Here is a 25986-nt window from a genome sequence, read left to right on the forward strand (position 1 = left end):
TTTTAGATCCTTTGCCATGTAACAATCTTGCAATCATCATATCAACTCAATACATTCTGTATTGGTATGTATGAACTTGCATAGGGCTGGGGGGCTTCGTATGCGTATAGAAACACTTATCATTCATCTCAAGCGCGCTGAACAAAGATGTGCTCATGTAAAAAATGTCATCTCTGGTTTGCCTTTTGAAGGGCGCATCGTTGATGCTGTGGATGGGCAGACGATTACCGTGGATGAGATAGAGCGGCACTATCGACGTAAACTGCACAGGCCGTCATATCCCTTTGTGATGAGTCGCAATGAAATTTCCTGTTTTCTTTCTCACCGCAAAGTATGGCGAGAAATATTAGAGAGTAATCTTGATGCTGCGCTTGTGATGGAAGATGATGCTCAACCTGTAAGCAGTTTTCACGATAGCCTTGATTTAGCTGTTAAACATATTGAAGAGGCTGGCTTTATTCGTTTTCCGTTTCGTGATGGACGGGAACGAGGTGAAGTGATCAATAAAGATGGTACGGCTCAACTGATTAAGCCAAACTGCACAGGTCTTGGTATGGTTGCGCAACTGATCGATAGGCGCACCGCAGAACAATTACTGCGTACAACAGAGCAGTTCGATCGTCCGGTAGATACTTTGCTACAGATGCACTGGGTAACTGGTGTTCATCCCCACTCAATTGTTCCTGGAGGTATTATGGAAATTTCTAATACACTCGGTGGGACAACGCTTGAAAAACGAAAGGATAGGTTGATGAAACTGAAACGGGAAATTCTTCGGCCAATTTATCGTTCAAGAATATCGCTTCGAGCGCGACAGTGATGTTTAACGGGTGAGGGGTGTCAGCTGTAAATCTATAGTTGATGTACGGCTAATTACTAAACAGCATCCACATTTGATGATAGATACTTTAGAAAGGGGTAAACCTTAATAGAAGAGACTTTGCAATGATGGACAAAAAAAATAACGAGTTGATTAAACCATCGTCAGCTATTCCGATTCTTCTTTACCATAAAATTGAACCTCCCGCGCCTACCGGAACGCCGTCGAGAAGCCTTAGTGTTCATCCCAAGCGGTTTGAATCGCAGATGCGCTGGCTGAAAGCGTTTGGCTATCAGGGGTTATCGATTTGCGATCTAATGCCTTATCTTGAGGGGAAGAAAGCAGGGCGCGTTTTCGGCCTGACTTTTGATGATGGTTACCGTAATGTTTTGCAAAATGCGGCTCCGATACTCGGCGATCTTGGCTTTACGGCCACCAATTATTTTGTGTCAGGCCAAATTGGAGGGTACAATCAGTGGGATGTCCCCCGAAAAATTCCTAAACTACCACTAATGACAGAGTTGGAAATGCGTGAATGGGTTGACAATGGCCATGAAGCTGGTGCCCATACGATATCCCATCCGGTTTTAGCTGACTTGTCGCATGAAGCGGCACAGCAAGAAATTACCGATTGTAAAAAGGTAATTGAAGACGCAGCTGGCGCACCTGTGAAAGCTTTTTGCTACCCTCATGGTTCTCATAATACCAACATTCGAACCCTGGTTGAAAACGCTGAATATACCAGCGCAACAACTACAAAGAAAAGCCATGTTCGCACCGGTGACGAAAGGTTTTCGTTGCCGAGAATAACAGTTCGCCGCACAGATCCCGGTCTGAAAGTACTTTTTCGTTGTCTAATTTAAGTAATTTTCAGGTTTATATTACTTTGCTGTCGGATTTTCCAGAATATCAAGCTCCTTTGCCTTTAGGCGTTTGATCTCGTCGCGAAGACGTGCTGCTGTTTCAAAATCAAGGTCCGCAGCTGCGTCACGCATTTGCTTTTCAAGCGCTTCAAGGTGGGTGTTGAGATTCGCTCCAACCATATGGCCTTCTTTTGCAAATCCTTTGCCGTCTTTTCCGGTAACATCCGCATTCACATGATCTTTTTCGTAAACGCTGTCCAAAATGTCCGAGATTTTTGATTTTACACTTTCCGGTGTAATCCCATTGGCTTCGTTATAGGCAACTTGTTTGTCGCGGCGTCTACCGGTTTCTTCCATGGCGCGCGTCATGGAGCCAGTCACTTTATCTGCGTATAGAACAACCTTACCGTCGACATTACGTGCGGCACGGCCAATTGTTTGTACAAGCGATGTTTCCGATCTGAGAAAACCTTCTTTGTCCGCGTCAAGAATAGCGACAAAACCACATTCTGGAATGTCCAAGCCTTCACGAAGCAAATTGATACCCACAAGTACGTCAAATGCACCAAGACGAAGATCACGGATGATTTCGATACGCTCAAGAGTATCGATGTCAGAGTGCATATACCGAACGCGAACGCCTTGCTCATGAAGATATTCCGTTAAGTCCTCTGCCATACGTTTGGTCAACACGGTTACAAGGGTTCTATAACCCTCGTCCGCTGTTTTGCGAATTTCATCAAGAACGTCATCAACTTGATTTGTTGCTGGGCGAACTTGAACTGGTGGGTCAATCAGGCCTGTTGGGCGAATGACTTGCTCCGCAAAAACACCTCCGGATTGTTCCATTTCCCAACTGCCCGGCGTAGCAGATACACCAACTGTAGGTGGGCGCATCGCATCCCATTCTTCAAAACGCAAGGGCCTGTTGTCCATGCAACTTGGAAGGCGAAAACCATATTCGGCAAGTGTTGCTTTGCGGCGAAAATCCCCTCGGTACATCGCACCAATCTGTGGGATTGTAACGTGGCTCTCATCAATGAAAACCAATGCATTATCTGGAATATATTCGAATAATGTTGGCGGCGGTTCGCCTGGTTCGCGCCCGGTTAGGTAACGAGAATAGTTTTCAATCCCCTGGCATGCACCAGTGGCTTCCATCATTTCAACGTCAAAACGTGTACGTTGTTCAAGTCTTTGTGCTTCGAGTAATCGTCCAGCATTTTCAAGCTCTTGCAATCGATGCTTAAGTTCATCTTTGATGGACTTTATAGCTTGATTCAACGTCGGGCGCGGTGTCACATAGTGTGAATTCGCATACATCTTAACGGATTTTAGATCGCCAAATTTCTTTCCCGTAAGCGGATCAAATTCTGTGATGGTTTCAATCTCGTCACCAAACATGGATATGCGCCAAGCAGCATCTTCCAAGTGAGCAGGAAAAATTTCTACCGTATCACCGCGTACTCTAAATGAGCCACGTTGGAAATCCATGTCTCGCCGCTTGTATTGTTGTGCGACTAAATCTGCCAATAACTGCCGCTGATCAATCTGCTCACCAACGGAGAGTTCAAAGCTCATGGCTGAGTATGTTTCAACTGAGCCGATACCATAAATACAGGAAACAGATGCAACAATGATAACGTCATCGCGCTCTAAAAGCGCTCGTGTCGCAGAGTGACGCATTCGGTCAATCTGTTCGTTAATTGTTGATTCTTTTTCTATGAAGGTGTCCGTGCGCGGAACGTAAGCCTCTGGCTGGTAGTAATCGTAGTAAGATACGAAATACTCAACAGCGTTGTTTGGGAAGAAGTTTTTAAATTCCGAGTAAAGTTGTGCTGCGAGTGTTTTATTGGGCGCTAAAATGATAGCGGGGCGCTGCGTTTCTTCAATAACCTTGCCCATTGTAAAGGTTTTACCAGAACCTGTTACACCGAGAAGCACTTGCGTTTGCTCATTTTCATTTACACCTTCAACGAGATCGGCGATAGCTGTTGGCTGATCTCCCGCAGGCTCATACTCAGTTTCCATTTTGAGCGAATGACCACCTTCGGACTTTTCTGGTCGTTCAGGTCTGTGAGGTGCCCATAATTTCCCATTTTTAAAGAGCGGATTTCCTGATGTAATGAGATCAGTGAGTGCTTGAACTGTTGCAGTATTTGCGCCCTCAGACAGAACGCCAGCTTCTTCTACCGATACATCTAAACCCGCGACAGGATTTAAACCTGCGGCGGCGCGTTTTTTAGGGTCATTGGTACCACCAATTGACGTTCCGCGTGCCGATCTGGATTCAGTTGGCTGTGCTGCGGCACGTTTTCGATGTTTGCCTGCATCGGATGCGACTTTGCGCCGGTTAGGCACAGTTTCTGCTTCGGCAAGTTTTTGCATTTCATCGGCCCAATCAGATACGTTTTCCGAAAGCGGAACGCCCTCAAAAGGTGCCTGTGGGGCTTCCTCAAATCCAGAGGATGATTTGGGTGAATTTTTGTTCGATTTTGACATAAGAACAATATGGTATGCACTGACAAAAATGTGAAGAGGTTCAGGAATGTTTTCCTTTCCTAATCAGTAGATTTTGTTAGATTTGTTGCTCAACAACAACGAGTTTTTTAATGATAAAAATATTCTTAACCACTTTGTTATTTCTAATGAGTTTGAGCGGCGCATCCGCATTGGAGTGGATTGTTAAGCAGATTAATGCAGAGAAATTCCCATACGAGATAGTAGAGGAAACTCGAGCCAAGGCGATTGATGGGTTACCAGATGGATTGATTGCAACGGGTGAAGGTGACTCTGACATTTCATCAGCTTGGTACGGTGAACCCACAACGCGCTATGCTCATGGAATTTTAGGCGACGCAATTGAGGCAGGTACGCTGTTAGTTGAGACAGCTGATAGTTCAGTTCAAATACTTCACTTGCCCAAAAGTGAGGTTTTTGAAGATCGTTATCCGCGTTTGGTAGATTTAGATGGCGATGGCACGACTGAGGTCATTACAATCAAGTCTTCGCTCAATCAAGGTGCATCGGTTACAATATATGGGCTTGATGATGGCAGGCTTATAGAAAAAGCGACAACTGGCTATCACGGTCTTGCTAACAGGTGGTTGAATATTGCAGGAATTGCCGATTATCGTGGGACAGGCTTCAAAGATATTGCATTTGTGCGGACACCACATATTGGCGGTACATTATTTTTCTATAGTTATCGGAATGGTTCATTTAGGCAGGTCGGTGATGTATACGGTTTTTCCAATCATTTTATTGGCTCGCGAGAAATGCGCTTATCTGCAACTGCTGATTTTGATGGTGATGGGGTTTTGGATCTTGCTGTGCCGTCAAATAACCGAAGAGACCTAAGATTTATTAGCTTTAAAAACGAAGCCGTTTTGGAGCTAAGTTCGGTCAGTTTTTCATCAAGCATAGATAAGGCTGTTCTAGTTGATAGTTCCAACAAAGCTTTAGTTGTGGGTACGGCAGATGGTGCCGTCTATAGATTGGACCGGAAATAGATCGATATGAACCTGAAAGAACAATTATCTAATTGGGATGGTAAATCAACGGACTATCTGGGCAATTTATATGATTTGATAAAATCAGATTCGATTTTCGTCGATCAGCTATTTGATGTGCTTACAGAAGAAAGCCTTCAAACTGCAACGACTTGGCTGCTCAAACATGCACTTGAGAATGGTGTTTTACTGGATCAAAGCCAAACATATGAATTTTATAGTAATGCTGATGCGTTAGCTACCTGGCAGGCAAGACTTCATCTTTTACAGATTATGCCGATGCTTAGAGTACCGGAAGAACTTAGATATAAATTGGCCAAATTTTGCCGATTTGCAACCGAAGATGAGAATAAATTCGTTAGAGCTTGGGGCTATAATGGACTTTATGAATTGGCCAACCTTTATCACGAATTTCGAGATGGCTTAGATGTGGTTATAAATTCTGCAATGGAAACCGAGCCTGCATCCATAAAGGCGAGGCTTCGGAACATCAAAAAGAACATCAATGCCAATTGGCAATGACACTACATTTTGGCTTCGGCATTTTTGAATATTACAGTCGAGCGGGCTCCTGAACGACAGTAACCAAGCATTGGTTGATCCATCTCTTCAATTGCATCCACCATCTCAAGAACGGCTTCCATTGTTAGGCCGGCGCTTGTTACTGGGATATGGCGGATTTTTAGTCCCGCCGCTTCTGCCGCATGTTTGATGTCATCAAAACGAGGTTGATTTGGCTCTTCATCGTCTGGTCTATGGCAGACAATGCATTTAAAGCCTTGTGCTTTGATTTCGGCAATATCTTCAACAGTGATCTGCTCTGAAACAGCATAATTTTCGGTAACTTGGCGAATATCCATAATGTATCCTTTGTTTCCGTTTTATTAGAATGTCAGCTGGAGAAGGTCAACAACAACTCTTAGTGACAATCATATCAGTTGACGCTAAAACATGCATAGAATAGTCAAGTATTAAAACCTGTCGGGTTCTTTTGATAGGTTCATTATCTGATTGATTGTTTAGTGCTGGGGTTTATTTGCAACATCGTACGTTAAAATCTGCCGCATGGGCTGTATCCGCTATATGTGTGTTGCCAATGATTGCTGCTGTTATAGCGGCCGCTAATGGTACGTTGGAGACATGGGGGAGCCTATTTGCAACGGTGCTTCCGGGGTTTATATGGAATACGGTTCTGCTGGTTGTATTTGTTGGTATTGGAACCGCAATTATTGGAACCGCGACTGCTTGGTTAACCGTCGCCTATAAATTTCCGTTCCGCCGAGTTTTGGAAATTCTGCTGGCTTTGCCGCTTGCTTTTCCCGCATTTGTTCTTGCATATGCCTATACAGATCTGCTGGATCATCCCGGTTTTGTGCAAACAGCTTTACGGGATTTCATGGGGTGGGGCCCACGTGACTATTACTTTCCAGAGATACGATCACTTGGTGGTGCTGCTACGATGTTGATATTTGTATTGTACCCTTATGTTTATTTACTTGCGCGAACAGCATTTGCAAAGCAATCCGCCACAGCATATTTCGCTGCGCGGGCCTTAGGCTCATCGTCAGTTTCTGCGTTTTTGCGAATATCCATACCAATTGCACGACCGGCAATAGCTGGTGGTGTTTTGTTAGCATTGATGGAAACAATTGCGGATTTTGGGACAGTCGCGCATTTTGGTGTTCAAACTTTTGCTACCGGAATTTATGCAGCATGGTTTGGATTGGGTGATCGTGCCGCTGCTGCTCAATTAGCGCTTTGCCTTTTAACCGTTGCTCTTTTATTTGCTGGCCTTGAGCGAATTCAGCGCGGTGCAGCAAAACGGCATTCAGCGGGAGCAAAGCTCGAGCGCCATCAGCGCGAAATACTTCATGGAGCCAAGGCATGGGGTGCGACAGTTGTGTGTTTGGTACCTGTTCTTGTTGGTTTTATTATTCCGCTAATTGTTCTGGGTAACATGGCACTAACGGGGGATCATTCTCCATTCTCAAAGCGCTATATGAACTTTATGGAAAATTCTGGAATACTTGCTGGAACAGCGGCAGTGGTGACAGTGATTGGGGCGACAATCATTGGCTTTTGTGCTAGAATAGCGCCAAGTTTGGCGTCCCGTTTTGCAACGATAATAGCAGGTATTGGATATGCTGTTCCCGGCGGAGTTATCGCTGTGGGGCTTCTTGTGCCGTTCGCTCATCTTGATAATATTATTGATGCGTGGGCTAGGGAGCATTTAGGATTTTCAACAGGACTGTTCTTTACAGGTTCCATCACGCTTTTAATCGTAGCATATATGGTTCGTTATATGGCTGCCGCGCTTAATGCTTTTGATAGTGGAATATCAGGGATTAAAGTCAATATAGATGCGGCAGCGCGCGTTTTGGGACGAACCCCTAAAAAAATGCTATGGCAAATCCATCTCCCGCTTTTGAGGCCAAGCCTTTTAACAGCGCTGTTGATTGTCTTTGTTGATGTGATGAAAGAATTGCCTGCAACATTGATCATGAGGCCATTTAACTTTGATACGCTTGCTGTTCAAGCATATCGATTGGCCTCTGACGAAAGATTGGAAGCTGCCGCCGTTCCATCACTGATGATTGTTTTCTTTGGGTTGTTGCCAGTTATTCTGCTTTGCACAACCATTAATCGATCGCGATAAGTATCGACTGCTCCCTCTTTGTAAGGCAATAAAAAACTGGCTCTGAGACGTTATCAGAGCCAGTCAGAAGAAGCTTCAGTAATTTAGAAGCTTTGGGGGTTACTTGTAACCAATTTCATTATAGATTTTTTGCGCTGCTGCTTGGTGTTTGCCGAGCTCTTCAAGACCCAAATTATCCTCTTTGAAAGTACCAAGTTGTTGTACGGATGATGAAAGTGCAACACCTTCAACAACCGGGTATTCGTCATTACCAGCAGCAAAATAGTTTTGTGCTGATTCACTCGTTAGATATTCAAGCAATTTTACTGCATTTTCTTTGTTTGGAGCATTTTTCGTAACACCTGCACCTGAGATGTTTACGTGCGTACCATTGCCCTCTTGATCTGGGAACACCCAGCCAATCTTATCCGTGCTACCAGAAAGGTTTTTGACATCTTTACGGAGTGCGCGAGCAAAGTAGTACGTATTACCAACGGCAATAGCGCATTCGCCGGATACAATTCCACGAAGTTGATCTGTGTCGCCACCTTGTGGTTCGCGTGCAAGGTTTGAAAGAAGGCCTTCTGCCCATGTTTTGGCTGCAGCTTCGCCATTATGTGCGATTTGTGACGCTAGTAATGAAAGCATGTAGATGTTTGTGCTGCTACGTGCGCAAACCATACCTCTATATTTAGGGTCAGCTAGATCAGCGTATGTCATTGGTGGTTCAGTGACTTTCGCCTTGTCATAAAAAATGACGCGCGCGCGTTTTGAAACACCGTACCAATAACCTTCTGGGTGGCGAAGATTTGCGGGAACTTCTTTGCTCAATGTCATAGATTCGACTTTTTGCAAAAGTTGCTCTTGCTCCAGTTTATACAGACGGCCAGCATCTGTTGTAATCATAATATCGGCAGGGCTATTTGTACCCTCTGCCTTTACACGTTCGATCAATTCGTTGATCTTACCTTCAATAAGGTTGACCTTAATGCCAGTTGCTTCTGTGAAATCAGAATAAAGGCGATCATCTGTGTCATAGTGACGTGATGAGTAGATATTTACTTCGCCATCTGCATAAGCTGCGCTTGCGCTTAATGTGATCGCCAAAGCCCCAATAACTGAAGTGACTAGATTTTTTGTTCGAATATGCATGCTAATTTCCTTATTTTACAAACATGACTTAATTTATCATGTTTAAATACCAACTTGAATCGCAAGTCAAATACTTTCCTTAAATACTCAAGTTTAAATTCGGAAAATTGATTAAACGGTTTCTACAAAACTGTCTAGGACACGCTTTTGCCCTGCGCGATCAAATTCGATTGTAAGCTTATTACCATCGATATTCACAACATTGCCGTTGCCAAACTTCATGTGAAACACGCGATCACCATTAGAAAAGGGAGAAGGGGTGTCTGTGCTTGATTTAGCAACCAGTTCGCCTTCAATGGTTTTAGCGCGTGGTCCGCTTTCCCCATAAGACATGCGTTCGACTGAATGGCCGGAGCGACTGCCCCAGTTATTTTTCAGTGCATCTGAGTTGTTGGCTTGCGCGCGTTTCCAGCCCGGTGTCTGATAGCTACTTGATCCAAAATTGTCCTGTTTATCAAACCGTGATGAACCGTAGGGACCACCTGATTGCCCACGACCATAACCGCCGTAAGATGAGTCCATTTCGGCCACTTCGACATGGGCTTCGGGTAGCTCATCCATGAAGCGTGAAGGGATTGTGGATTGCCATAGGCCATGAATTCGCCGATTTGAAACAAACCAGATATGACAACGTCTTTTTGCACGTGTTATACCAACATAGGCAAGGCGTCTTTCTTCCTCAAGACCTGTACGGCCACCTTCGTCCAATGATCTCTGGTGGGGGAAAAGACCTTCTTCCCAACCAGGGAGGAAGACGGTTTCAAATTCAAGTCCTTTGGCGGAGTGGAGTGTCATGATATTAACAGCATCCAAATCCTCATTCTTTTCAGCATCCATAACGAGAGAAACGCGCTCAAGAAACCCACGCAAAGATTCTTCATCTTCCATTGACCGGATGAGCTCTTTAAGGTTGTCCAAACGGCCCGGCGCTTCTGCAGAGCGATCCTTTTGCCACATTTCTGTGTAGCCGGATTCTTCTAGGATTTGCTCAGAAAGTTCGGTGTGTGGTGTCCTATCAAGTTCAGCCTGCCATCGTTGGAAATTTTGGACAACTTCTGTTAGGGATTTTCGAGGGCGCGGCTTTAACTCATCCGTTAATATTATTTCAGCGGCTGCGGCAAACATTGGAATATTTCTGCTTCGAGCATAATCATGAAGTTGCTTAATTGCAGCGTCGCCAAGACCACGCTTTGGCGTATTTACAATGCGTTCAAATGCAAGATCGTCAGCTGGTTGGCATACAACGCGGAAGTACGCCATAGCATCGCGAATTTCCAATCGCTCGTAAAAGCGCGGCCCACCGATAACTCGGTAATTCAGTCCCAATGTGACGAAGCGATCCTCAAACTCTCGCATTTGAAATGATGCTCGCACGAGAATTGCGATGTCGTTGAGTTTGTGGTCATTGCGTTGGAGTTGTTCAATCTCGTCACCGAGGTCGCGAGCTTCTTCCTCTGAATCCCAAGCCGCATGAACCTTGACCTTGTCATCGTCAGGGTCTTTTTGTTCGGTGAAAAGCGTTTTGCCAAGCCGACCTTCATTGTGGCTGATGAGATGGCCCGCAGCGCCCAAGATATGCTCAGTTGAGCGATAGTTGCGCTCAAGACGAATAACTGCGGCTCCGGGGAAGTCTTTCTCAAAACGCAGAATATTTTCTACTTCGGCCCCACGCCAGCCATAAATGGATTGATCATCATCCCCAACACAGCAAATGTTAGCAGGACCATCATCCGGGTTCGGGCGCTGGGCAAGAAGGCGAAGCCACATATATTGTGATGTGTTCGTATCCTGATACTCGTCTACCAAAATGTAGCGAAATTTACTCTGGTATTCTTTTAGAACATCGGGATGGCCACGCATAATGCGGATGGGGTGACACAAGAGGTCACCAAAGTCACATGCATTGAGTGTTTTAAGGCGATCTTGGTAGGCAGCGTATAACTCGCGCCCTTTTCCATTTGCAAATGATCGCGCATCGCCTTCAGATATTTCATGTGGCGCAAGGCCTTTGTTTTTCCAACCGTCGATCATCATTGCAAACTGGCGTGCAGGCCAGCGCTTATCGTCGATGCCTTCGGCTTGGATGAGCTGTTTAATGAGACGGATCACATCGTCTGTATCGAGAATTGAAAAATCAGAACGTAAGCCGGCAAGCTCACAATGTTTACGCAGCATCTTCACGCCAATGGAGTGGAATGTGCCAAGCCACGGCATGCCTTCAACAGCATTGCCCACAAGATCGCCGATACGAACTTTCATTTCTCGGGCGGCCTTGTTGGTAAATGTTACAGCTAGAATTTGAGATGGATATGCTAGTCCTTGGTTTAATATATGTGCAATTCGTGTCGTAAGAACACGTGTTTTACCAGTACCTGCGCCTGCAAGAACTAAAACAGGTCCTCGTATGGTTTCGACAGCTGCAGTTTGCTCTGGATTTAGGCCATCTAAATAGGTCGGTTTCTGACGTGCTGCCATGGCACGCGCCGCAATACCCAAGCCGCCAGATGTTGGCGGGGTTGGGGTTTCATCATCGAAAAAAGGTATGTCGTCGTCATATCCACTCATCCCTACTAATTTAGTGATTCGAGCCCAAATTGCTAGGGGCGGCGAGAGATATGATGCCTAATCTTCGCTTCCATGCAGCTTTAATCGCAGTCTTCGAACAGAATACCAAACGGTGAACATAATTACAGGTACTGCAGCGGCTAATATAAGCGTGTATGACACCGGTAGGTGACCTGCTTTATCGAAAGCCTTGAGAAAATAAGATAACAACCCGATGGCATAATAGGTGATAGCAATCGTCGACAAGCCTTCAACGGCTTGGGAGATGAGCAATTGTTGTTTATATCGCCCATCTAGCGATTTAAGTAACGCTTGATTGCCATGATTCATCTTAATATCTATGCGCGTTCGCAGTAGGGCAAGTGCTCGACTTATATCCTCTGTCAGAGTTTTTTGACGACCCTCAACGCTCTTGATCGTCGCTCGAGCGGGTTCAAGCCTTGATTTTAAAAAGCCGGATATCGTTTGGAGGTCCCCACGTTCCTGCTCGACAAGGGTTTTTATTCTAGCATCGACGATATCAAAATAGGCATTGCTCGCAGAAAAACGAAATCGCGTCTCAGATCGCAAATTGTCCAATTTTCCAGATAAGATAGATAGTTCCTGAAACAGATCTTCGTCAGAGACATCTTCATCGCTGCTTGCTGCCTCAAGTTTTGATGTAATCTGATTGAGTTGGTCTTCAAGTTTGGTCAGGCGAGACGATTGACGTCGTGCAAGCGGCAGCCCAATAAGGGCCATGATACGATAGGTTTCCAGTTCATATATGCGCTGAATTCGACGCCCAAGTTCGTTAGGACCACTTTTCTCGGACATAACGGTATAATTTATCGTGCTCTGATTGTCAGTTTCCAGCGTTGAGTGGACTTGTAGCTCTCCGCGCATGGTCCCGCCATAAAAGCGCTTACCAAAATCACTTTTCTTAGCCAGCTCTTTTGCAGTTGTGACAATTGATATCTGACACTTTGATAGCACTTTAACGTTTTTTCTGATGAGTAGAGATCTATATGCCTCAATGAGTTCTGCGCCATCACTGTTATTGCTTGCAACAAAAGTACAACTGGTAAACTCGGTATGGCGTTCTATTTTGGTGTCTATGTTTCCGGTTTTATTGATGACGTGGCGACGAATTTCTGCTGATGTTTTACCGCTAACTTGTGTGAAAAGTTCTGAAATCGTGTCACTTTCGCATGTAAATGCGATGTGCAAAACAATCGCGGGAGCGATAATTTCCATTGCGGGACGCGCATGGACTTCATCGATAGCAGCCTGCCGATCGTCGTGATATGCCCACAAAGTTTCAACATCTGGATTTTGCATAGTCAAAATAGGTTCCTCTGACGGTTGAAGATGATCGAGACTCTAAGCTGATGCAAGGTGTAGATAGGTTCAAATTGTCGCTATTTTCGCCTATTTTGCTTTAAACGAAGACTTGTTGCAATAAGACCGAAGTCATGGGTGATGTTTTCCAGAGTGATTTTATCCCGAATATTTGAGATTTTGAATATTTTATAGATCAGCAGGATTACAATAGCGCTAAAAAGTGCGGCCAAAAGGGAGTCGCTCATAAAATGACGACCTTTGACAAATCTAAGCCCAATGCCTAAGGCACTTAGGATTGTAATAAGCGTGATAATCAACTTTCTTTTGTGAGGAAGTACTGTCCAAGCGATGATGCCAAGTAAAATGCCGGATGTGGCGATAGCGCTACCTTCGCCAGATACAAATGAGCAATTTGATTGGCACTGGTCAGAGATATAATAAGGTGGGACAAAATCTGATGTTCCGCCGAACTCGGTGATATGTGCAGGCCGTGGGCGGCCCCAATAGCTTTTCAAGATCATATTAACAAGCACAAGGGGACCCGCGATAAAGCTTGCGATTATTAAGTCCCAAAATTGATGAGGGGTTTTAGTAATTTGCCGATTTTGGCGCGTATATAGTGACATCGACACTGCAGTGACGCACAGGACCGTAATTTCAACATTATACAAAAAGCGGAGAGCAACGAGGAATTGGCTTTGATTTAACGGGAACCCATTCTTGCCATCAGCGAAAAAACTTGCCAGATAGATGTCTAATTGCGGATAGATTAAGAAAACGACAGACACAGCAATAGTCATCGCAATAACGAATATCATTGTGATCGCGTAATAATTTGGGTGATCGGTCATGCACGTTTTCTAATGAGTTAGAACTAGTTTTGTTCTAGTTCATGACCTTAGGAATGGCAATCCATCGTCCGTCGGGACCTTCAAACCCAAAACTCTCATAAAGGACAAGAAAAACATGCACTGCCGGTTCGCCAAATTCGTCTAGTGTCACGACGCCTCCGATATTATAATCTTGTGGACACCGCCTGCTTTTGGGCAGGCTTTTATCTTCATAAATTGTTTCGGATGCTTCGTCGGGTGAGGGGCGTAACTTGAGCCTGAAAATATTGATGTCTAGACCACCATAGTTCTGACAATCATGGCCAGATGGTAATTGAGCTTCAAATGTTTCTAATGATATTGTGATTGGCTCGCCCAGATTAACTTTATAGTGATTTGGGAAGTAAATGATGCTTTTGCTATCATTGACAACTTCCGTTGAGGGGTTGAACGCAACTAAGCGACCCGGCTTGGTCCCAATACCCAAGGTTTTCATTTTTACATCGCTCTTTTCAGCAACCAATTTGCGAGCTTGCAAAACGCCTGCTTCCTCATCTTCAATGCGCACTCGGAAGGGAGTGCCTTTCACATAGGTATCGCTTTCAACATTAATAAAAAATCGATCTGCGTAGGGGAAACCGGACCCGTCCATGATGCCAAATTGTTCAAATGCATAGACCTTTCCGTCAGCAGAAAACCCTAATGAGTGAAACTCTGCGAAATCGCCGGCAATTACATGGTTTAATTTAAATAGGAAAAGTACAAGTGACAGTGATGCAATTCTGAATTTATTCATTGGGTAACCTCCAGCGCTCTGATTATTCTATCGAACAATGGTCAATTTTTCCACTGCACGTGTGATTGCTGTATATAACCAGTGCACTGAAGTATCTCTAAAAGCCCAGCTTTCATCAAACAATACAACATTGTTCCACTGCGATCCTTGGGCTTTGTGTACGGTTAATGCATATCCGAAATCAAAATCATCGAACCGTTTTTTTGTTGACCAAGGAATTTCAGTATCATGCTCTTCAAAGGCGGCTTTTAGAAGGCGGACCTTTGCAGAACCACGCCCCATATCATCATCTTCTGGTCGGAGTAGAAGATTTATCCCTGGCTTTGTGGTCTCTTTTGATGATGTCATGACTTGCCATAGCGAACCGTTAAGCAGTCCTTTGCTTGGGTCATTTCTCAAGCAAACAAGTTTATCTCCGCTTTGAGGATGAGGCCTGTCAAAACCCTTGAGAATCCTCAGACGTTGATTGTACCGTTTTCTTGTCTTGTTGGTTCCTACCAAAACCTGATCGGCATCTAACACCAGATCCTGATTAACATCCTGTTTGGAGATTATTTGCGTCGTGCCATAATCGCCATAAGCTAGGTCACGTCCCTCACGAACTTGCATTGCTAGATCTATGATTGGATTATCGCGTGCCTGACGATGAATTTCCGTTAAGAGAAAATCTGGTTCATGCTCGGTGAAATAGCCTCCACCTGATATCGGCGGCAGTTGGCCCGGGTCACCTAAAACGAGAATGGGAGTCCCAAAACTTAACAGATCGCGACCCAGTTCTTCATCTACCATTGAGCACTCGTCAATGACAATAAGCGCTGCTTTTGCAACAGGACTTTGCCGATTGACGGAGAACATAGGAGCGATTGTCGTTTTACCGGTCGTTTCGTCTTCTACCTCTTCTTCACCTCGCGGGCGATAGATGAGGGAGTGAATAGTATTGGCATTTGAGGCACCGCGCGAACGCAATACCTGAGCTGCTTTTCCTGTAAAGGCGGCAAACAAAACATCGCCATCCACATGTTCCGCAAAGTGCCGTGCCAGCGTTGTTTTCCCCGTTCCTGCATAGCCGAACAGGCGAAAAATTGGGGTTGAACCTTCTTTAAGCCATTTTGCAACGGCTTTAAGAGCTTCATCTTGTTGAGGTGAAAAATCCATTGCCATTCCGTTACAGGATTCGCACGATTTAGCAATAAGATTTTAATCCTAGTCGAACATTAACTTGGTTGCTCGCTGCCCCAGATGCCTTCGGAACCTCTATTCATCGCTGTGATACCAGTTCTGCAAATCTCAATAGCACCAAGGTGTCGCATAATTTGGATAAACTGCTCGACTTTAGAAACGCGTCCTGTGATTTCAAAAATAAAATGCTCAGTATTCGCATCAACAACTTCTGCTTTGAAAGCATCGGCAATCCGTAATGCTTCGGACCGGGCTTCACCCTTACCTTTGACTTTAACCAACGCAAGTTCCCGTTCTATGGGTTTTTCAAAGCCTAGTTTGGCTGCAGTTTCATCCAGATCAATCACGCGGTGAACAGGAATAATTCGCTCTAGCTGTGCTTTAATCTGCTCCAGCACGTGTTCCGTTCCACGCGTAACAATCGTGATGCGAGACAGATGGCGTTGGTGTTGGGTCTCAGAAACGGTGAGGCTTTCAATGTTGTAGCCACGGCCAGAGAATAGGCCGATAACGCGTGCTAATACGCCCGGTTCATTATCCACGACAACAGAAAGTGTGCGTGTGACGATCTCATGCTCAACAACTTGGTGAAAATAGGCTGAGCCTGTTGGCTTTTCTTGTGCGTTCATAATAGCTCCTCCTTATACCAGTCCACGACCAGTGGCATCAATTGCATTGGCAACAGCTTCATCAGTGGCCTCGTCCGGTAACAGCATTTCGTTATGTGCTTTGCCAGACGGGATCATTGGGAAACAATTGGCAAGAGTTGCCACGTTGCAGTCAAAGATAACTGGTTTGTCGATTGAAATCATCTCATTAATGGCTCCATCAAGATCTGCTGGCTTAGAGCAGCGTATTCCCACACCACCATAAGCTTCTGCTAGTTTGACAAAGTCAGGCATGGATTCTGTGTAAGAATTTGATAGACGATTCCCGTGTAATAGTTGTTGCCACTGGCGAACCATACCCATGTAATTGTTGTTCAAAATAAATATTTTAACGGGTAAATTGTGCTGAACTGCACACGACATTTCTTGGATGCACATCTGAATAGACGCGTCGCCTGCAATATCGATTACCAAACTATCAGGATGGGCCGCTTGCACACCTATGGCAGCTGGAAAACCATAACCCATCGTACCGAGGCCACCTGATGTCATCCAACGGTTTGGCTCCTCGAAACCGTAGAACTGTGCTGCCCACATCTGATGTTGACCGACTTCGGTGGTGATATATGTGTCCTTGTCCTTGGTTAACTCGTACAAACGTTGAACGGCATATTGCGGCATAATTACATCTTTATTGTCCGCATATGCGAGCGAATTACGCGCCCGCCATGTATCAATTTGCGCATGCCATTTAGCTAACCTGCTTTTTTCCAGTGAGGCTGCTTCTGCGCGCCAAATACGGACCATATCTTCAAGTACAGGCACCACATCTCCAATAATAGGGACGTCCACATATACATTTTTATTGATTGAAGATGGATCTATATCAATATGAATCTTTGTTGAATTGGGTGAGAACGCATCAAGGCGGCCTGTTATACGATCATCAAATCGAGCCCCAACACACAGCATAACATCGCAATCATGCATGGCCATATTGGCTTCATAAGTGCCGTGCATGCCAAGCATACCCAGCCAGGCTTCACCGGAGGCCGGGTAGCAACCTAAACCCATCAACGTTGATGTAATTGGCGCCGATGTTAAAGATACCAAATCTCTAAGTAGTTTTGACGCTTCCGGACCAGAATTCACGACGCCGCCACCTGAATAGATGACTGGGCGTTTGGCACCTTTCAACAATTCAATAGCTTTCTTAATCTGGTTCATATCACCAGATGTTGCGTGTTTATAGCTTTTTCGACTGGCCATTTTTGCTTTTGGTACATATGTTCCAGTGGCAAACTGAACATCCTTTGGAATATCAACAACAACTGGACCGGGGCGACCACTGCTTGCAATATGAAATGCCTCGTGCAAGGTCTTAGCCAGGTCGTTTACATCTTTAACCAACCAGTTGTGCTTTGTGCATGGGCGCGTAATGCCAACTGTATCACATTCTTGGAAAGCATCAGATCCGATCAAGTTGGTTGGCACCTGACCAGTGATGCAAACCATTGGGATAGAATCCATCAAGGCGTCCTGAAGCGCGGTCACAACGTTAGTCGCGCCTGGACCAGAGGTTGCAAGGCAGACCCCCGTTTTTCCGGTTGAGCGAGCATAGCCTTCAGCCATATGGCCAGCGCCTTGCTCATGACGAACGAGAATATGTTGAACCGCATCTTGCTGATGAATTTCATCATAGATTGGCAATACTGCACCGCCCGGGTAGCCAAAAATATGCTCGATACCATTTTCTTCCAGCGCTTTAAGTACCATTTCGGCACCGGTCATATGGTTTGCATCCTCGGACAATTCGTTGTCAGTTCCAGTCATTTTTTTGTCTTCTTTTACTCTATTAAGTCAATTTTGATGGCATAAAAAAAGGCTCCTTTAGGAGCCTTCGTATCGCGCATGGGATGCTTTCGCCAGATGGTTACACCATCTTGCCCATACGCTTTCCCACCACCAGAATTTCAATTTTTTGTTTCATAGCTAACTTTTAGCCTTATTTGAATAATGCGTCAACGAATAATTCAAGCGTCGTCGTATAGAAGAGAAGGTGAGTATTTTGTTATGATTTAGACCCTTTGCCTACATTTTTTTTTAACGTTCATTGGTTAGATTGAACATATTACCTTTTCATTTGTTCGGGGGCGAACTTGTCTGACTTAACAAACAGCACTTATGATTATCATTCTGTAGAACGTCGTGCGCCCGAACCAGTGGATCGCCTTCTCGGTCATGTTGTTTCATGTACCGGTTCGAAGATCGAGATATCAACTTCCGTTGGCCCTGATGATGTGGCGGTTGCTGCTGGTTGGTCTGTTGGTCGTCTCGTCACCATTGTTGTTGATCAAAATCGGGTTGTTGCTCTTGTAAGCTCTATGGAAACACCGGATGCAAGTTGGGATGTTAATGGTGTTAATACACTTCAAATTACCGCCGAACTTGTCGGAGAAGTTCGCCAGCATGAAACAGGCACAACTTTCTCAACTGGTATAACACGTTATCCACATTTAGGTGCCGATGCTCATGATATTCGTGCGGAAGATTTGAAACTCATTTATGATGCTGGAACTGATCATCCTGTTGTCGTTGGAAAACTATCGCAAAATCAGGACATGGACGCGACGATTTGCATTCCGTCTATGTTATCGCGACATTTTGCACTTGTTGGGACCACTGGTGTTGGCAAATCAACAGCTCTCTCTCTGCTCGTTAACAAGGCTATTCAAAGCGACCCGAAATTGCGAGTCCTTATCCTCGACCTGCATGATGAATTTGCTTCAGCTTTTAATGGCATATCTGTTGCGATTGGACCTGATACTTTGGACTTACCGTTTTGGCTTTTCAAATTTGAAGAATTTGCAGAGGTCATTTTCCGCGGACAGCCTAAAGTCACCAACGAAATGAATGCATTGCGTGACCTCATTGGTGAAGCCAAACGAGCATTTAAAGGTGATAGCAGCAGTGGCCTCAGCCGGAAAAGAGAAAATAAATCCTTCACGGCTGATACACCTGTTCCGTATCGAATTGCAGATCTCCTTTCGTTGCTAGACGATAGGATTGGTCGGTTGGATGGCAAAAGTGATAAACCGCATCTAATGTCGCTAAAGGTTCGAATCCAATCTGCTATTAATAATCCGCGCTATGGATTTATGTTCTCCTCAAGCACAATTAGCGACACAATTATGCAAACCATCGGGACTATTTTCAGAATACCCGCGGATGGCAAGCCTCTAACAACGTTTCAACTTGCTGGTATTCCGTCTGAAGTTGTTGATTCAGTGGCATCGGTTCTTTGTCGTTTAGCGTTTGAAATTGCGCTTTGGAGTGAGGGGGCCGTTAAGATATTGGTTGTTTGTGAAGAGGCACACCGATATATCTCATCCGACCCGAGTATTGGTTTCCTACCAACGCGTCAGGCTATTTCCCGAATTGCGAAAGAAGGCCGCAAATACGGCGTAAGTCTTGGTATTATTACACAAAGACCAGGTGAACTTGATCCGACAATTCTTTCGCAATGTTCAACCGTATTTGCTATGCGATTGGCAAATGATCGAGATCAGGAAATTATTCGTTCGGCACTTCCGAATTCGTCCAGCTCTACAACAAGTTTTCTTGCATCTATTGGTAACGGGGAAGCAATCGCTTTTGGTGAAGCTGTGACGGTTCCTATGCGCATGATGTTTGAACGTATTCCAAAGAATGAGTTGCCGTGCGCGACAGGATTAAGTGAAAGCAATGTAACTTCGCTTAACCTGAGTTCCATCGTCGAGAAAATGCGGTCTACAGAGGGTGGGAAAAAGGCATCTGATGATCTCGATTTTCCGAATATGGATGGCTTTTCAAATGCACAGAATAAGTCTACCGCCGATGCGCAATTTAGAAGTGCAAAACTTGCAGGTGAGAGAAAAGACGCGGCCACTCCTACGAATACGCTACGTAAAATAGCATCACCTGCCTCTGCACCATCAGATAAGACTTTTGCCAAACCTGCTACTGAAAATACAACCAGTGGCAATGACCTACAACGTGAGATGAGCGAATTGAGAGCGCGTTTATTGGGGAAATAGCAGGTTAAATATTTGTAATACGCAACCAGTCACTATCGAGTTGATTCCGAAACCATGTGGATTGCCGCTTGGCATATTGGCGTGTCGCTATAATTGATCTCTCAATAGCTTCGTCTTGAGTCATTAGACCTTTAATATACGCTGATAATTCTCTTACACCAATTGCTTTCATGCTGGTGTGATTTGTATCGATTCCCAGAGTGAGCAAATGCTCCACCTCTTGTAGAGCTCCGTTTGCGAACATCTTCGTAAATCGATTTTCTATACGTTCATGAAGGGTCGGGCGGTCGGGCAGCAAGATAATTTTCTTTGATGTGGATGTATCAACGAGAGTTGGTCCCGTATTTTGATAATAGTGTCTAATGGATTTTCCTGTAGCATCATACACTTCCAACGCGCGGGTGATACGTTGTTTATCTGCTGGCTTTAAATTCTGAGCGCTTTCAGGGTCCAGCCTTTTCAGTTCGCTATAAAGTGTTTCGATGCCGTCTGTTTCCAGTTTGCCACGCCATTTATCTCTGACCTCGGTAGGTATTGATGGAATGTTTGATAGACCGCCATTTAAGGCTTTGAAATAAAGACCGGTTCCGCCCACAAAAATTGGTAACTTTCCCCGACGTTGTATATCCGCCTGTATTTTCTGCACGTCCTTTATCCAATGGCCGGTGGAATATTCATCTCCTGGATTTACATGGCCATAGAGATGGTGTGGTGCACTTTTTAGTTCGCTCACAGATGGGCGCGCAGTCAGGACATCTAGAATCTTATATATTTGCATGGAATCAGTGTTGATAACTTCACCATTATGCAATTGGGCTAACTTAACGGCCAATGCAGACTTGCCGCTTGCGGTCGGGCCAGCTATTTGGATGGCAGTTTGATTATTTATTTCGAGAGACTTTTCCATGCCCTTCGTTGCCACGCTTCTAGCCCCGCCGTCAAACCCTATTCTTGTTCCGCAGTTGGCAGAAACAATTGCCAAGCAGCTTGATGTATCTGATCTATACTGGCTGGCTGATGGCATAGCGTGCGATATGGCGCTGAAGGATGGTGCCAATTTAGATGAGTGTGCGAAAGTCATAAAACTTGCGATAGCTGATCAACCAATTGATTTTGCTATTCAAGATGCTGAAACGAGACGAAAGAAAATACTGATTGCAGATATGGATTCGACCATGATCGATCAGGAATGTATTGATGAACTGGCGGCGGAAGTTGGACTCAAAGAAAAAGTATCCGGTATAACCGCACGGGCAATGAATGGTGAGATTGAGTTTGATGCTGCGTTGCGCGAACGGGTAGGGCTGTTGTCAGGGCTCCCGATCAGTGTAGTTGATGACGTTATTGCAGGTCGAATAACACTTAAATCAGGCGGTAAGACACTTATCGCCACCATGAAAAAGAATGATGCATATTGTGCGTTAGTGTCTGGTGGATTTACCGTGTTTACGCAGAAAATTGCGGATATCATTGGATTTGATGAAAATAGGGCTAACGTTCTTTTGGAAGAGAACGGTGTTCTTACTGGTCAGGTTGCCGACCCAATCTTGGGGATGCAAGCAAAAGTAGATGCATTGAATGAGATTTCAGATCGGTTAAAGATCACGCCTGCGCATGCAATTGCTGTGGGCGATGGTGCTAATGACTTGGGTATGCTGGGTATAGCGGGAAGTGGCGTGGCGTTGCATGCCAAACCAAGTGTTGCCGCGCAGGCTAAAATCCGCATTGACCATGGTGATCTAACTGCGCTTCTGTACCTTCAAGGTTATCGTAAGTCAGATTTCATTGAAGCTTAGCGCGCGCTAGGGGCTACTCTATTCGTAATGTTACAAATCGAAGTTCACCAGTTTGATTTGCGATCATAAAGAACGCATTTCGGCGACCGTCGGCCTTTAATTTATCTATGACCTTCTGAACATCTTCGGGTTTCTTGACCTCCTCCTGAGCGACCTCAACGATCACTTGGCCAGCCTCTACTTCTTTGTTGTAGGCTTTAGAACCTTCATCAACGGCATTAATAAGCACACCGTTTACATCTTCAGAAATACCGAACTCCTCGCGAAGTGCTTCCGTAATCTCTGTTAATTCCATGCCCATTAATTCAAGAATCTGACGTGTGTCTTCTTCCGCCAAAGGTTCGTCTACCCCATTTGCTTCAGCAAGTTTTTTCTCACCATCTTCAAGGCGTCCGAGTTCTACCTTTATAGTCTGCATCTCGCCTTTGCGAAGAATTTCAACATTAACTTCCTTACCCACTGGGCTTTCTGCAACAATACGTGGCAAGTCACGAACGGTAACTACATTTTTATTATCGAATTTTATAATTATATCGCCAGCTTGCATGATGCCGTCTACCGGTCCATCTGTAATTACGCCTGCAACGAGAGCCCCTTTTGCCTTGTCCATCCCGAGGCTTTCAGCAATATCCTCTGTTACAGGCTGTATACGCACGCCCAACCAGCCGCGGCGCGTTTCGCCAAAGTCTCGAAGTTGTGTGATTACGTTTTCGGCTAATTCGGTAGGCACAGAAAAACCAATACCAATTGATCCGCCAGATGGAGAGATGATTGCAGTGTTAATGCCGATAACTTCGCCATTCATATTAAAAAGCGGCCCGCCTGAATTGCCTCTGTTGATGGCTGCATCTGTTTGTATGTAATTATCATAGGGGCCTGAATTGATATCGCGGCCAATGGCTGAAACGATGCCAATAGAAACGGAGCCGCCTAAACCAAACGGGTTGCCAATAGCCATCACCCAGTCACCAATGCGCATGGATGTGGAATCGCCAATTGGCACGGATACAAGCGGTTCTTCTGGTTCTACCTTCAAGACAGCTAAGTCTGTTTTTGGATCAGCACCTAGAAGCTCAGCTTTTAATCGGCGACCATCTGCGAAAATAACTTCAATATTATCAGCGTCTTGAATGACATGATTATTAGTGACAATCGTCCCGTCGGGATCTATTACGAAACCGGAACCTAAGGAACTAACATTTCTCGAAGGGTTAGACCCGCCTTCACCTCGATCTTGGAAAAAGTCATCAAAAAACTCTTGAAATGGTGCCCCATCCGGACTGTTGCGTGGAGGCTTGTTGCGAGAAGGGGTTTCGACTGATTGTGATGTTGAGATGTTGACAACCGCACCCATTAAGCCTTCAGCAAGGTCAGCAACGGATGCCGGCCCATTTGTTGGGGGCGATTGTGCTTGCACCAAATTTATCGTCAATAACATGAAGAGCAATGATAAGGATAATGTAGCCATTTTCGCAACGATTGACATATCGGGAAAATTTATAGCACGAGCTTTCATTACATATCCTTTTTGCAACCGCTTAAGCGAAGATCATCCGCGAATAAGCCAAACTATACCAACACCTAAGATGATGGCAATAACTCCGAAGTTGCGCAATTGTTGGTTTGGGATTTCCGGTAACATTTGTGCGAGTTTTTTCACAGATCCGGGGGCAAGGGCATAGATAAGTCCCTCAAATACGAAGAATAAACCCACCGCCACAATAAATTCAGACATGACGGTGGGCCTTTTTTAATTTGCTGGAGGCGTTTTAGGCGCACCAAGCGAGTTTTTGAAGAATTTAAAGAATTCTGAATCTGGCGACAAAACCATTGTCGTGCCATCAGGATCGATAGCTTTACCATAAGCTGTCATTGAACGATAGAATTCGAAAAAGTCTCGGTCACGATTATAAGCATCCGCAAAAATTGCATTTCGCTCAGCATCACCTTCACCGCGGATAATCTCTGCATCTCTACCAGCGGCGGAAACAAACTCAACCACTTGACGATCAGCGATTGATCTTAGGCGTTGACCCGCTTCAATACCACGAGCACGAATGGCTTCAGCCTCCGCAAGACGTTCAGCTTTCATACGCTCATATGTCTGCTGTGAGACTTCTTGCGTAAGGTCTGTCCGTCTAATGCGCACATCATCAATAGTTACACCAAGCGCTTCAGCTTCAGGGCGAAGTTGATCACGAACTTCACGCATCATAGATGCGCGTTCCGCTGAAAGAGCAGCTTCAAATCCACGAAGACCATAAACTGTACGAAGCGCAGAGTTTAGACGTGTTCTAAGTCGGGATTCAACGGCAACCACATCACCAGACACTGTTTGTCTAAAGGTTTTTGCATTTGAAATTTTGTATAAAACAAATGCATCAACTTCGTAGAACTTACCGCCAGATACCTGAACTCGAATATCCTCAAGATCAAAACGTAAAGTTCTATCTTCAACATACTGAACACTATCGAAGTCTGCGAATGTAAGTGGGACTTTGAAATAAATACCTGGTTCCGTTTCAACGCGTTGAATTTCACCAAAGCGAATGACAATTGCCTGTTCTCGCTCATTGACGACAAATATGGATGAATATGCAGCAATAGCGACAACCGCCAGAACACCAAGAAGGAAAGGAATACGATTAGCCATAATTAGTTGCCTCTCGATTTTGAATTAAGTTCATTAAGCGGAAGGTAAGGGACCACACCTTGTGCATTACCACCTTGCTCGATGATAACTTTATTTGAACGCCCTAGAACGCTTTCCATAGTTTCAAGATACAATCGCTGACGGGTTACGTCAGGCGCTTTTTTGTATTCGTCATAGATGGAAATGAAACGTGCAGCTTCACCGTTAGCTTCGTTGACGACACGGTCTTTGTAACCTGCAGCTTCCTCGCGAAGTTTGGCTGCTTGACCTCGTGCCTGACCAAGCTTTTGGTTGGCATATTGGTTTGCTTCTTCAACAAAACGATCTTCGTCCTGCTCAGCTCTTTGCACTTCATCAAACGCATCCGCCACTTCACGCGGTGGAGCTGCATCCTCGATAGAAACTGTGTTGATGGAGATACCAGCACTGAAACTATCCATGCTATTTTGAACAATTTCCTGAACTTCGTTCGCAATTGCATCACGATTGTCACGGAAAATATCTTGTGCAGGACGACGCCCTACAATTTCACGCATCGCGCTTTCAGAAATCTGACGCAGCGTATCTTCCGGACGAGCAACATTAAATAGATAAGCTGCTGGTTCTGATACATTGTATAGAATTTTAAATTCGACATCTACAATGTTTTGATCACCGGAAAGCATCAAACCTTCTGTTGATCCAGAGCGACCCTTGCTGCCTGACGTGATTTCACGTTCTGAAATGTTCGCAATTTCTACAGTCTCGAGAGGCCACAAAATTACATGCAAGCCAGGCATTGCGACTTCTTCTTTGGGTTTACCAAAACGAAGTTCAACACCACGTTCATCTGGCTGTACTGTGTAAATCGCTTGCATTCCCCAAAAAATAGCAAGAGCTATGAAAGCTAAGATAAAGATAAAGGGCGAACTGCCGCCGCCTACTGCTTTGTTAAACTTGTCTTGGGTTTGGCGCAGCATTTCTTCTATGTCTGGTGGATTTCCGCCACCGCCATTTGGACGTTTGGGACCGTTGCCCCATGGGCCTCCGCCATCGCCGCCATTATTTCCGCCGCCGCCCCAAGGGCCTCCGCCGCCACCATTTTGATTGCTCCAAGGCATCCAGATCTCTTTCTGTTGGTCAAAAGTTACGTATTACCCCTTTTTATAGGTATCGCGACCTCTGCTTTCAACGCGTCA

General features: G+C 45.0%; 21 protein-coding genes and 1 pseudogene. 7 read left to right on the top strand and 15 right to left on the bottom strand.

All coding sequences use genetic code 11. The annotated features are described in order from the left end of the window. Positions 1 to 100: 100 nt before the first annotated feature. Positions 101 to 820 (top strand): glycosyltransferase family 25 protein, encoded by a 720-nt coding sequence (locus AB2J24_RS01610; protein ID WP_367384189.1) that lies wholly within the window; start codon positions 101 to 103, stop codon positions 818 to 820. 125 nt (positions 821 to 945) lie between these two features. After that, positions 946 to 1683, top strand: coding sequence for a polysaccharide deacetylase family protein (locus AB2J24_RS01615; protein ID WP_367384190.1), 738 nt, complete (start codon positions 946 to 948; stop codon positions 1681 to 1683). 21 nt (positions 1684 to 1704) lie between these two features. Here the strand turns inward: AB2J24_RS01615 and uvrB are convergent. Then, positions 1705 to 4185: pseudogene (gene uvrB / locus AB2J24_RS01620) on the bottom strand (excinuclease ABC subunit UvrB); the annotation flags it as partial. A gap of 110 nt (positions 4186 to 4295) precedes the next feature. On the opposite strand from uvrB, the gene AB2J24_RS01625 reads away from it, so the two are divergent. Together AB2J24_RS01625 and AB2J24_RS01630 are read left to right on the top strand one after the other, a co-directional pair. Next, complete coding sequence (locus AB2J24_RS01625; protein ID WP_367384191.1) at positions 4296 to 5195, top strand: FG-GAP-like repeat-containing protein; 900 nt, start codon at positions 4296 to 4298, stop codon at positions 5193 to 5195. 6 nt (positions 5196 to 5201) lie between these two features. Beyond that, a complete protein-coding gene (locus tag AB2J24_RS01630) occupies positions 5202 to 5717 on the top strand; it encodes a hypothetical protein (protein WP_367384192.1) in 516 nt (171 codons plus the stop codon). 2 nt (positions 5718 to 5719) lie between these two features. On the opposite strand, the gene AB2J24_RS01635 is transcribed toward AB2J24_RS01630, so the two are convergent. Then, entirely contained in the window at positions 5720 to 6055 is a 336-nt protein-coding gene (locus AB2J24_RS01635) for a TIGR01244 family sulfur transferase (protein WP_162652617.1), read from the bottom strand. A gap of 176 nt (positions 6056 to 6231) precedes the next feature. On the opposite strand from AB2J24_RS01635, the gene AB2J24_RS01640 reads away from it, so the two are divergent. Then, on the top strand, positions 6232 to 7851 hold the full coding sequence (locus tag AB2J24_RS01640; RefSeq protein WP_367384193.1) for an ABC transporter permease: 1620 nt from the start codon (positions 6232 to 6234) through the stop codon (positions 7849 to 7851). A 99-nt stretch (positions 7852 to 7950) separates the two neighbouring features. Here AB2J24_RS01640 and AB2J24_RS01645 read toward each other — a convergent pair whose 3' ends face one another. The 8 genes from AB2J24_RS01645 to AB2J24_RS01680 form a co-directional block, all read right to left on the bottom strand. Next, positions 7951 to 8982 (bottom strand): Fe(3+) ABC transporter substrate-binding protein, encoded by a 1032-nt coding sequence (locus tag AB2J24_RS01645; protein ID WP_367384194.1) that lies wholly within the window; start codon positions 8980 to 8982, stop codon positions 7951 to 7953. 111 nt (positions 8983 to 9093) lie between these two features. Beyond that, the gene (locus tag AB2J24_RS01650; protein ID WP_162652615.1) at positions 9094 to 11547 is read right to left on the bottom strand and encodes an ATP-dependent helicase; all 2454 of its coding nucleotides are present in this window, start codon (positions 11545 to 11547) and stop codon (positions 9094 to 9096) included. A 57-nt stretch (positions 11548 to 11604) separates the two neighbouring features. Beyond that, the gene (locus tag AB2J24_RS01655; protein WP_367384503.1) at positions 11605 to 12867 is read right to left on the bottom strand and encodes a DUF3422 family protein; all 1263 of its coding nucleotides are present in this window, start codon (positions 12865 to 12867) and stop codon (positions 11605 to 11607) included. 80 nt (positions 12868 to 12947) lie between these two features. Continuing rightward, entirely contained in the window at positions 12948 to 13721 is a 774-nt protein-coding gene (locus AB2J24_RS01660) for a phosphatase PAP2 family protein (protein WP_367384195.1), read from the bottom strand. A gap of 34 nt (positions 13722 to 13755) precedes the next feature. After that, the gene (locus tag AB2J24_RS01665; protein WP_367384196.1) at positions 13756 to 14496 is read right to left on the bottom strand and encodes a DUF2259 domain-containing protein; all 741 of its coding nucleotides are present in this window, start codon (positions 14494 to 14496) and stop codon (positions 13756 to 13758) included. Positions 14497 to 14523: 27 nt separating this feature from the next. Beyond that, positions 14524 to 15651: an ATP-dependent DNA helicase gene (locus AB2J24_RS01670; RefSeq protein ID WP_162652611.1), complete on the bottom strand. Its 1128-nt coding sequence runs from the start codon at positions 15649 to 15651 to the stop codon at positions 14524 to 14526. A 59-nt stretch (positions 15652 to 15710) separates the two neighbouring features. Continuing rightward, the gene (gene ilvN / locus AB2J24_RS01675; RefSeq protein ID WP_162652610.1) at positions 15711 to 16304 is read right to left on the bottom strand and encodes an acetolactate synthase small subunit; all 594 of its coding nucleotides are present in this window, start codon (positions 16302 to 16304) and stop codon (positions 15711 to 15713) included. Positions 16305 to 16316: 12 nt separating this feature from the next. Beyond that, entirely contained in the window at positions 16317 to 18116 is a 1800-nt protein-coding gene (locus AB2J24_RS01680) for an acetolactate synthase 3 large subunit (protein WP_162652609.1), read from the bottom strand. A gap of 326 nt (positions 18117 to 18442) precedes the next feature. Between AB2J24_RS01680 and AB2J24_RS01685 the strand changes: the two genes are divergently transcribed. Next, positions 18443 to 20359 carry an ATP-binding protein gene (locus AB2J24_RS01685; protein ID WP_162652608.1) on the top strand — a complete coding sequence of 639 codons (1917 nt, stop codon included), beginning with the start codon at positions 18443 to 18445 and terminating at the stop codon, positions 20357 to 20359. Between the two features lie 4 nt (positions 20360 to 20363). On the opposite strand, the gene miaA is transcribed toward AB2J24_RS01685, so the two are convergent. Beyond that, entirely contained in the window at positions 20364 to 21266 is a 903-nt protein-coding gene (gene miaA, locus AB2J24_RS01690; RefSeq protein WP_367384197.1) for a tRNA (adenosine(37)-N6)-dimethylallyltransferase MiaA, read from the bottom strand. Here miaA and serB point away from each other — a divergent pair. Then, the gene (serB, locus tag AB2J24_RS01695) at positions 21265 to 22155 is read left to right on the top strand and encodes a phosphoserine phosphatase SerB (protein WP_367384198.1); all 891 of its coding nucleotides are present in this window, start codon (positions 21265 to 21267) and stop codon (positions 22153 to 22155) included. The genes miaA and serB overlap by 2 nt on opposite strands. A gap of 13 nt (positions 22156 to 22168) precedes the next feature. Here the strand turns inward: serB and AB2J24_RS01700 are convergent, their stop codons facing one another. From AB2J24_RS01700 to hflK, 4 genes are all read right to left on the bottom strand, one after another. Continuing rightward, a complete protein-coding gene (locus AB2J24_RS01700) occupies positions 22169 to 23593 on the bottom strand; it encodes a Do family serine endopeptidase (RefSeq protein WP_367384504.1) in 1425 nt (474 codons plus the stop codon). Positions 23594 to 23704: 111 nt separating this feature from the next. After that, the gene (locus AB2J24_RS01705) at positions 23705 to 23890 is read right to left on the bottom strand and encodes a DUF2065 domain-containing protein (RefSeq protein ID WP_162652605.1); all 186 of its coding nucleotides are present in this window, start codon (positions 23888 to 23890) and stop codon (positions 23705 to 23707) included. 15 nt (positions 23891 to 23905) lie between these two features. Beyond that, complete coding sequence (hflC, locus tag AB2J24_RS01710) at positions 23906 to 24808, bottom strand: protease modulator HflC (protein WP_367384199.1); 903 nt, start codon at positions 24806 to 24808, stop codon at positions 23906 to 23908. A gap of 2 nt (positions 24809 to 24810) precedes the next feature. Then, a complete protein-coding gene (gene hflK, locus AB2J24_RS01715; protein ID WP_162652603.1) occupies positions 24811 to 25908 on the bottom strand; it encodes an FtsH protease activity modulator HflK in 1098 nt (365 codons plus the stop codon). Between the last annotated feature and the right edge of the window lie 78 nt (positions 25909 to 25986).

Origin of the sequence: Lentilitoribacter sp. EG35 (genome assembly GCF_040784015.1) — a bacterium.
GTDB lineage: Bacteria > Pseudomonadota > Alphaproteobacteria > Rhizobiales > Rhizobiaceae > Lentilitoribacter.

Bases quoted from the DNA above. Each gene is read 5' to 3' on its own strand.
- hflK (WP_162652603.1), bottom strand. From the start codon at position 25,908: ATGCCTTGGAGCAATCAAAATGGTGGCGGCGGAGGCCCTTGGGGCGGC.
- AB2J24_RS01670 (WP_162652611.1), bottom strand. From the start codon at position 15,651: ATGGATTTTTCACCTCAACAAGATGAAGCTCTTAAAGCCGTTGCAAAA.
- AB2J24_RS01665 (WP_367384196.1), bottom strand. From the start codon at position 14,496: ATGAATAAATTCAGAATTGCATCACTGTCACTTGTACTTTTCCTATTT.
- serB (WP_367384198.1), top strand. From the start codon at position 21,265: ATGCCCTTCGTTGCCACGCTTCTAGCCCCGCCGTCAAACCCTATTCTT.
- AB2J24_RS01610 (WP_367384189.1), top strand. From the start codon at position 101: ATGCGTATAGAAACACTTATCATTCATCTCAAGCGCGCTGAACAAAGA.
- AB2J24_RS01625 (WP_367384191.1), top strand. From the start codon at position 4,296: ATGATAAAAATATTCTTAACCACTTTGTTATTTCTAATGAGTTTGAGC.
- AB2J24_RS01660 (WP_367384195.1), bottom strand. From the start codon at position 13,721: ATGACCGATCACCCAAATTATTACGCGATCACAATGATATTCGTTATT.
- miaA (WP_367384197.1), bottom strand. From the start codon at position 21,266: ATGGAAAAGTCTCTCGAAATAAATAATCAAACTGCCATCCAAATAGCT.
- AB2J24_RS01655 (WP_367384503.1), bottom strand. From the start codon at position 12,867: ATGCAAAATCCAGATGTTGAAACTTTGTGGGCATATCACGACGATCGG.
- AB2J24_RS01705 (WP_162652605.1), bottom strand. From the start codon at position 23,890: ATGTCTGAATTTATTGTGGCGGTGGGTTTATTCTTCGTATTTGAGGGA.
- AB2J24_RS01630 (WP_367384192.1), top strand. From the start codon at position 5,202: ATGAACCTGAAAGAACAATTATCTAATTGGGATGGTAAATCAACGGAC.
- hflC (WP_367384199.1), bottom strand. From the start codon at position 24,808: ATGGCTAATCGTATTCCTTTCCTTCTTGGTGTTCTGGCGGTTGTCGCT.
- AB2J24_RS01645 (WP_367384194.1), bottom strand. From the start codon at position 8,982: ATGCATATTCGAACAAAAAATCTAGTCACTTCAGTTATTGGGGCTTTG.
- AB2J24_RS01650 (WP_162652615.1), bottom strand. From the start codon at position 11,547: ATGAGTGGATATGACGACGACATACCTTTTTTCGATGATGAAACCCCA.
- AB2J24_RS01700 (WP_367384504.1), bottom strand. From the start codon at position 23,593: ATGTTATTGACGATAAATTTGGTGCAAGCACAATCGCCCCCAACAAAT.
- ilvN (WP_162652610.1), bottom strand. From the start codon at position 16,304: ATGAACGCACAAGAAAAGCCAACAGGCTCAGCCTATTTTCACCAAGTT.
- AB2J24_RS01615 (WP_367384190.1), top strand. From the start codon at position 946: ATGATGGACAAAAAAAATAACGAGTTGATTAAACCATCGTCAGCTATT.
- AB2J24_RS01635 (WP_162652617.1), bottom strand. From the start codon at position 6,055: ATGGATATTCGCCAAGTTACCGAAAATTATGCTGTTTCAGAGCAGATC.
- AB2J24_RS01680 (WP_162652609.1), bottom strand. From the start codon at position 18,116: ATGACTGGAACTGACAACGAATTGTCCGAGGATGCAAACCATATGACC.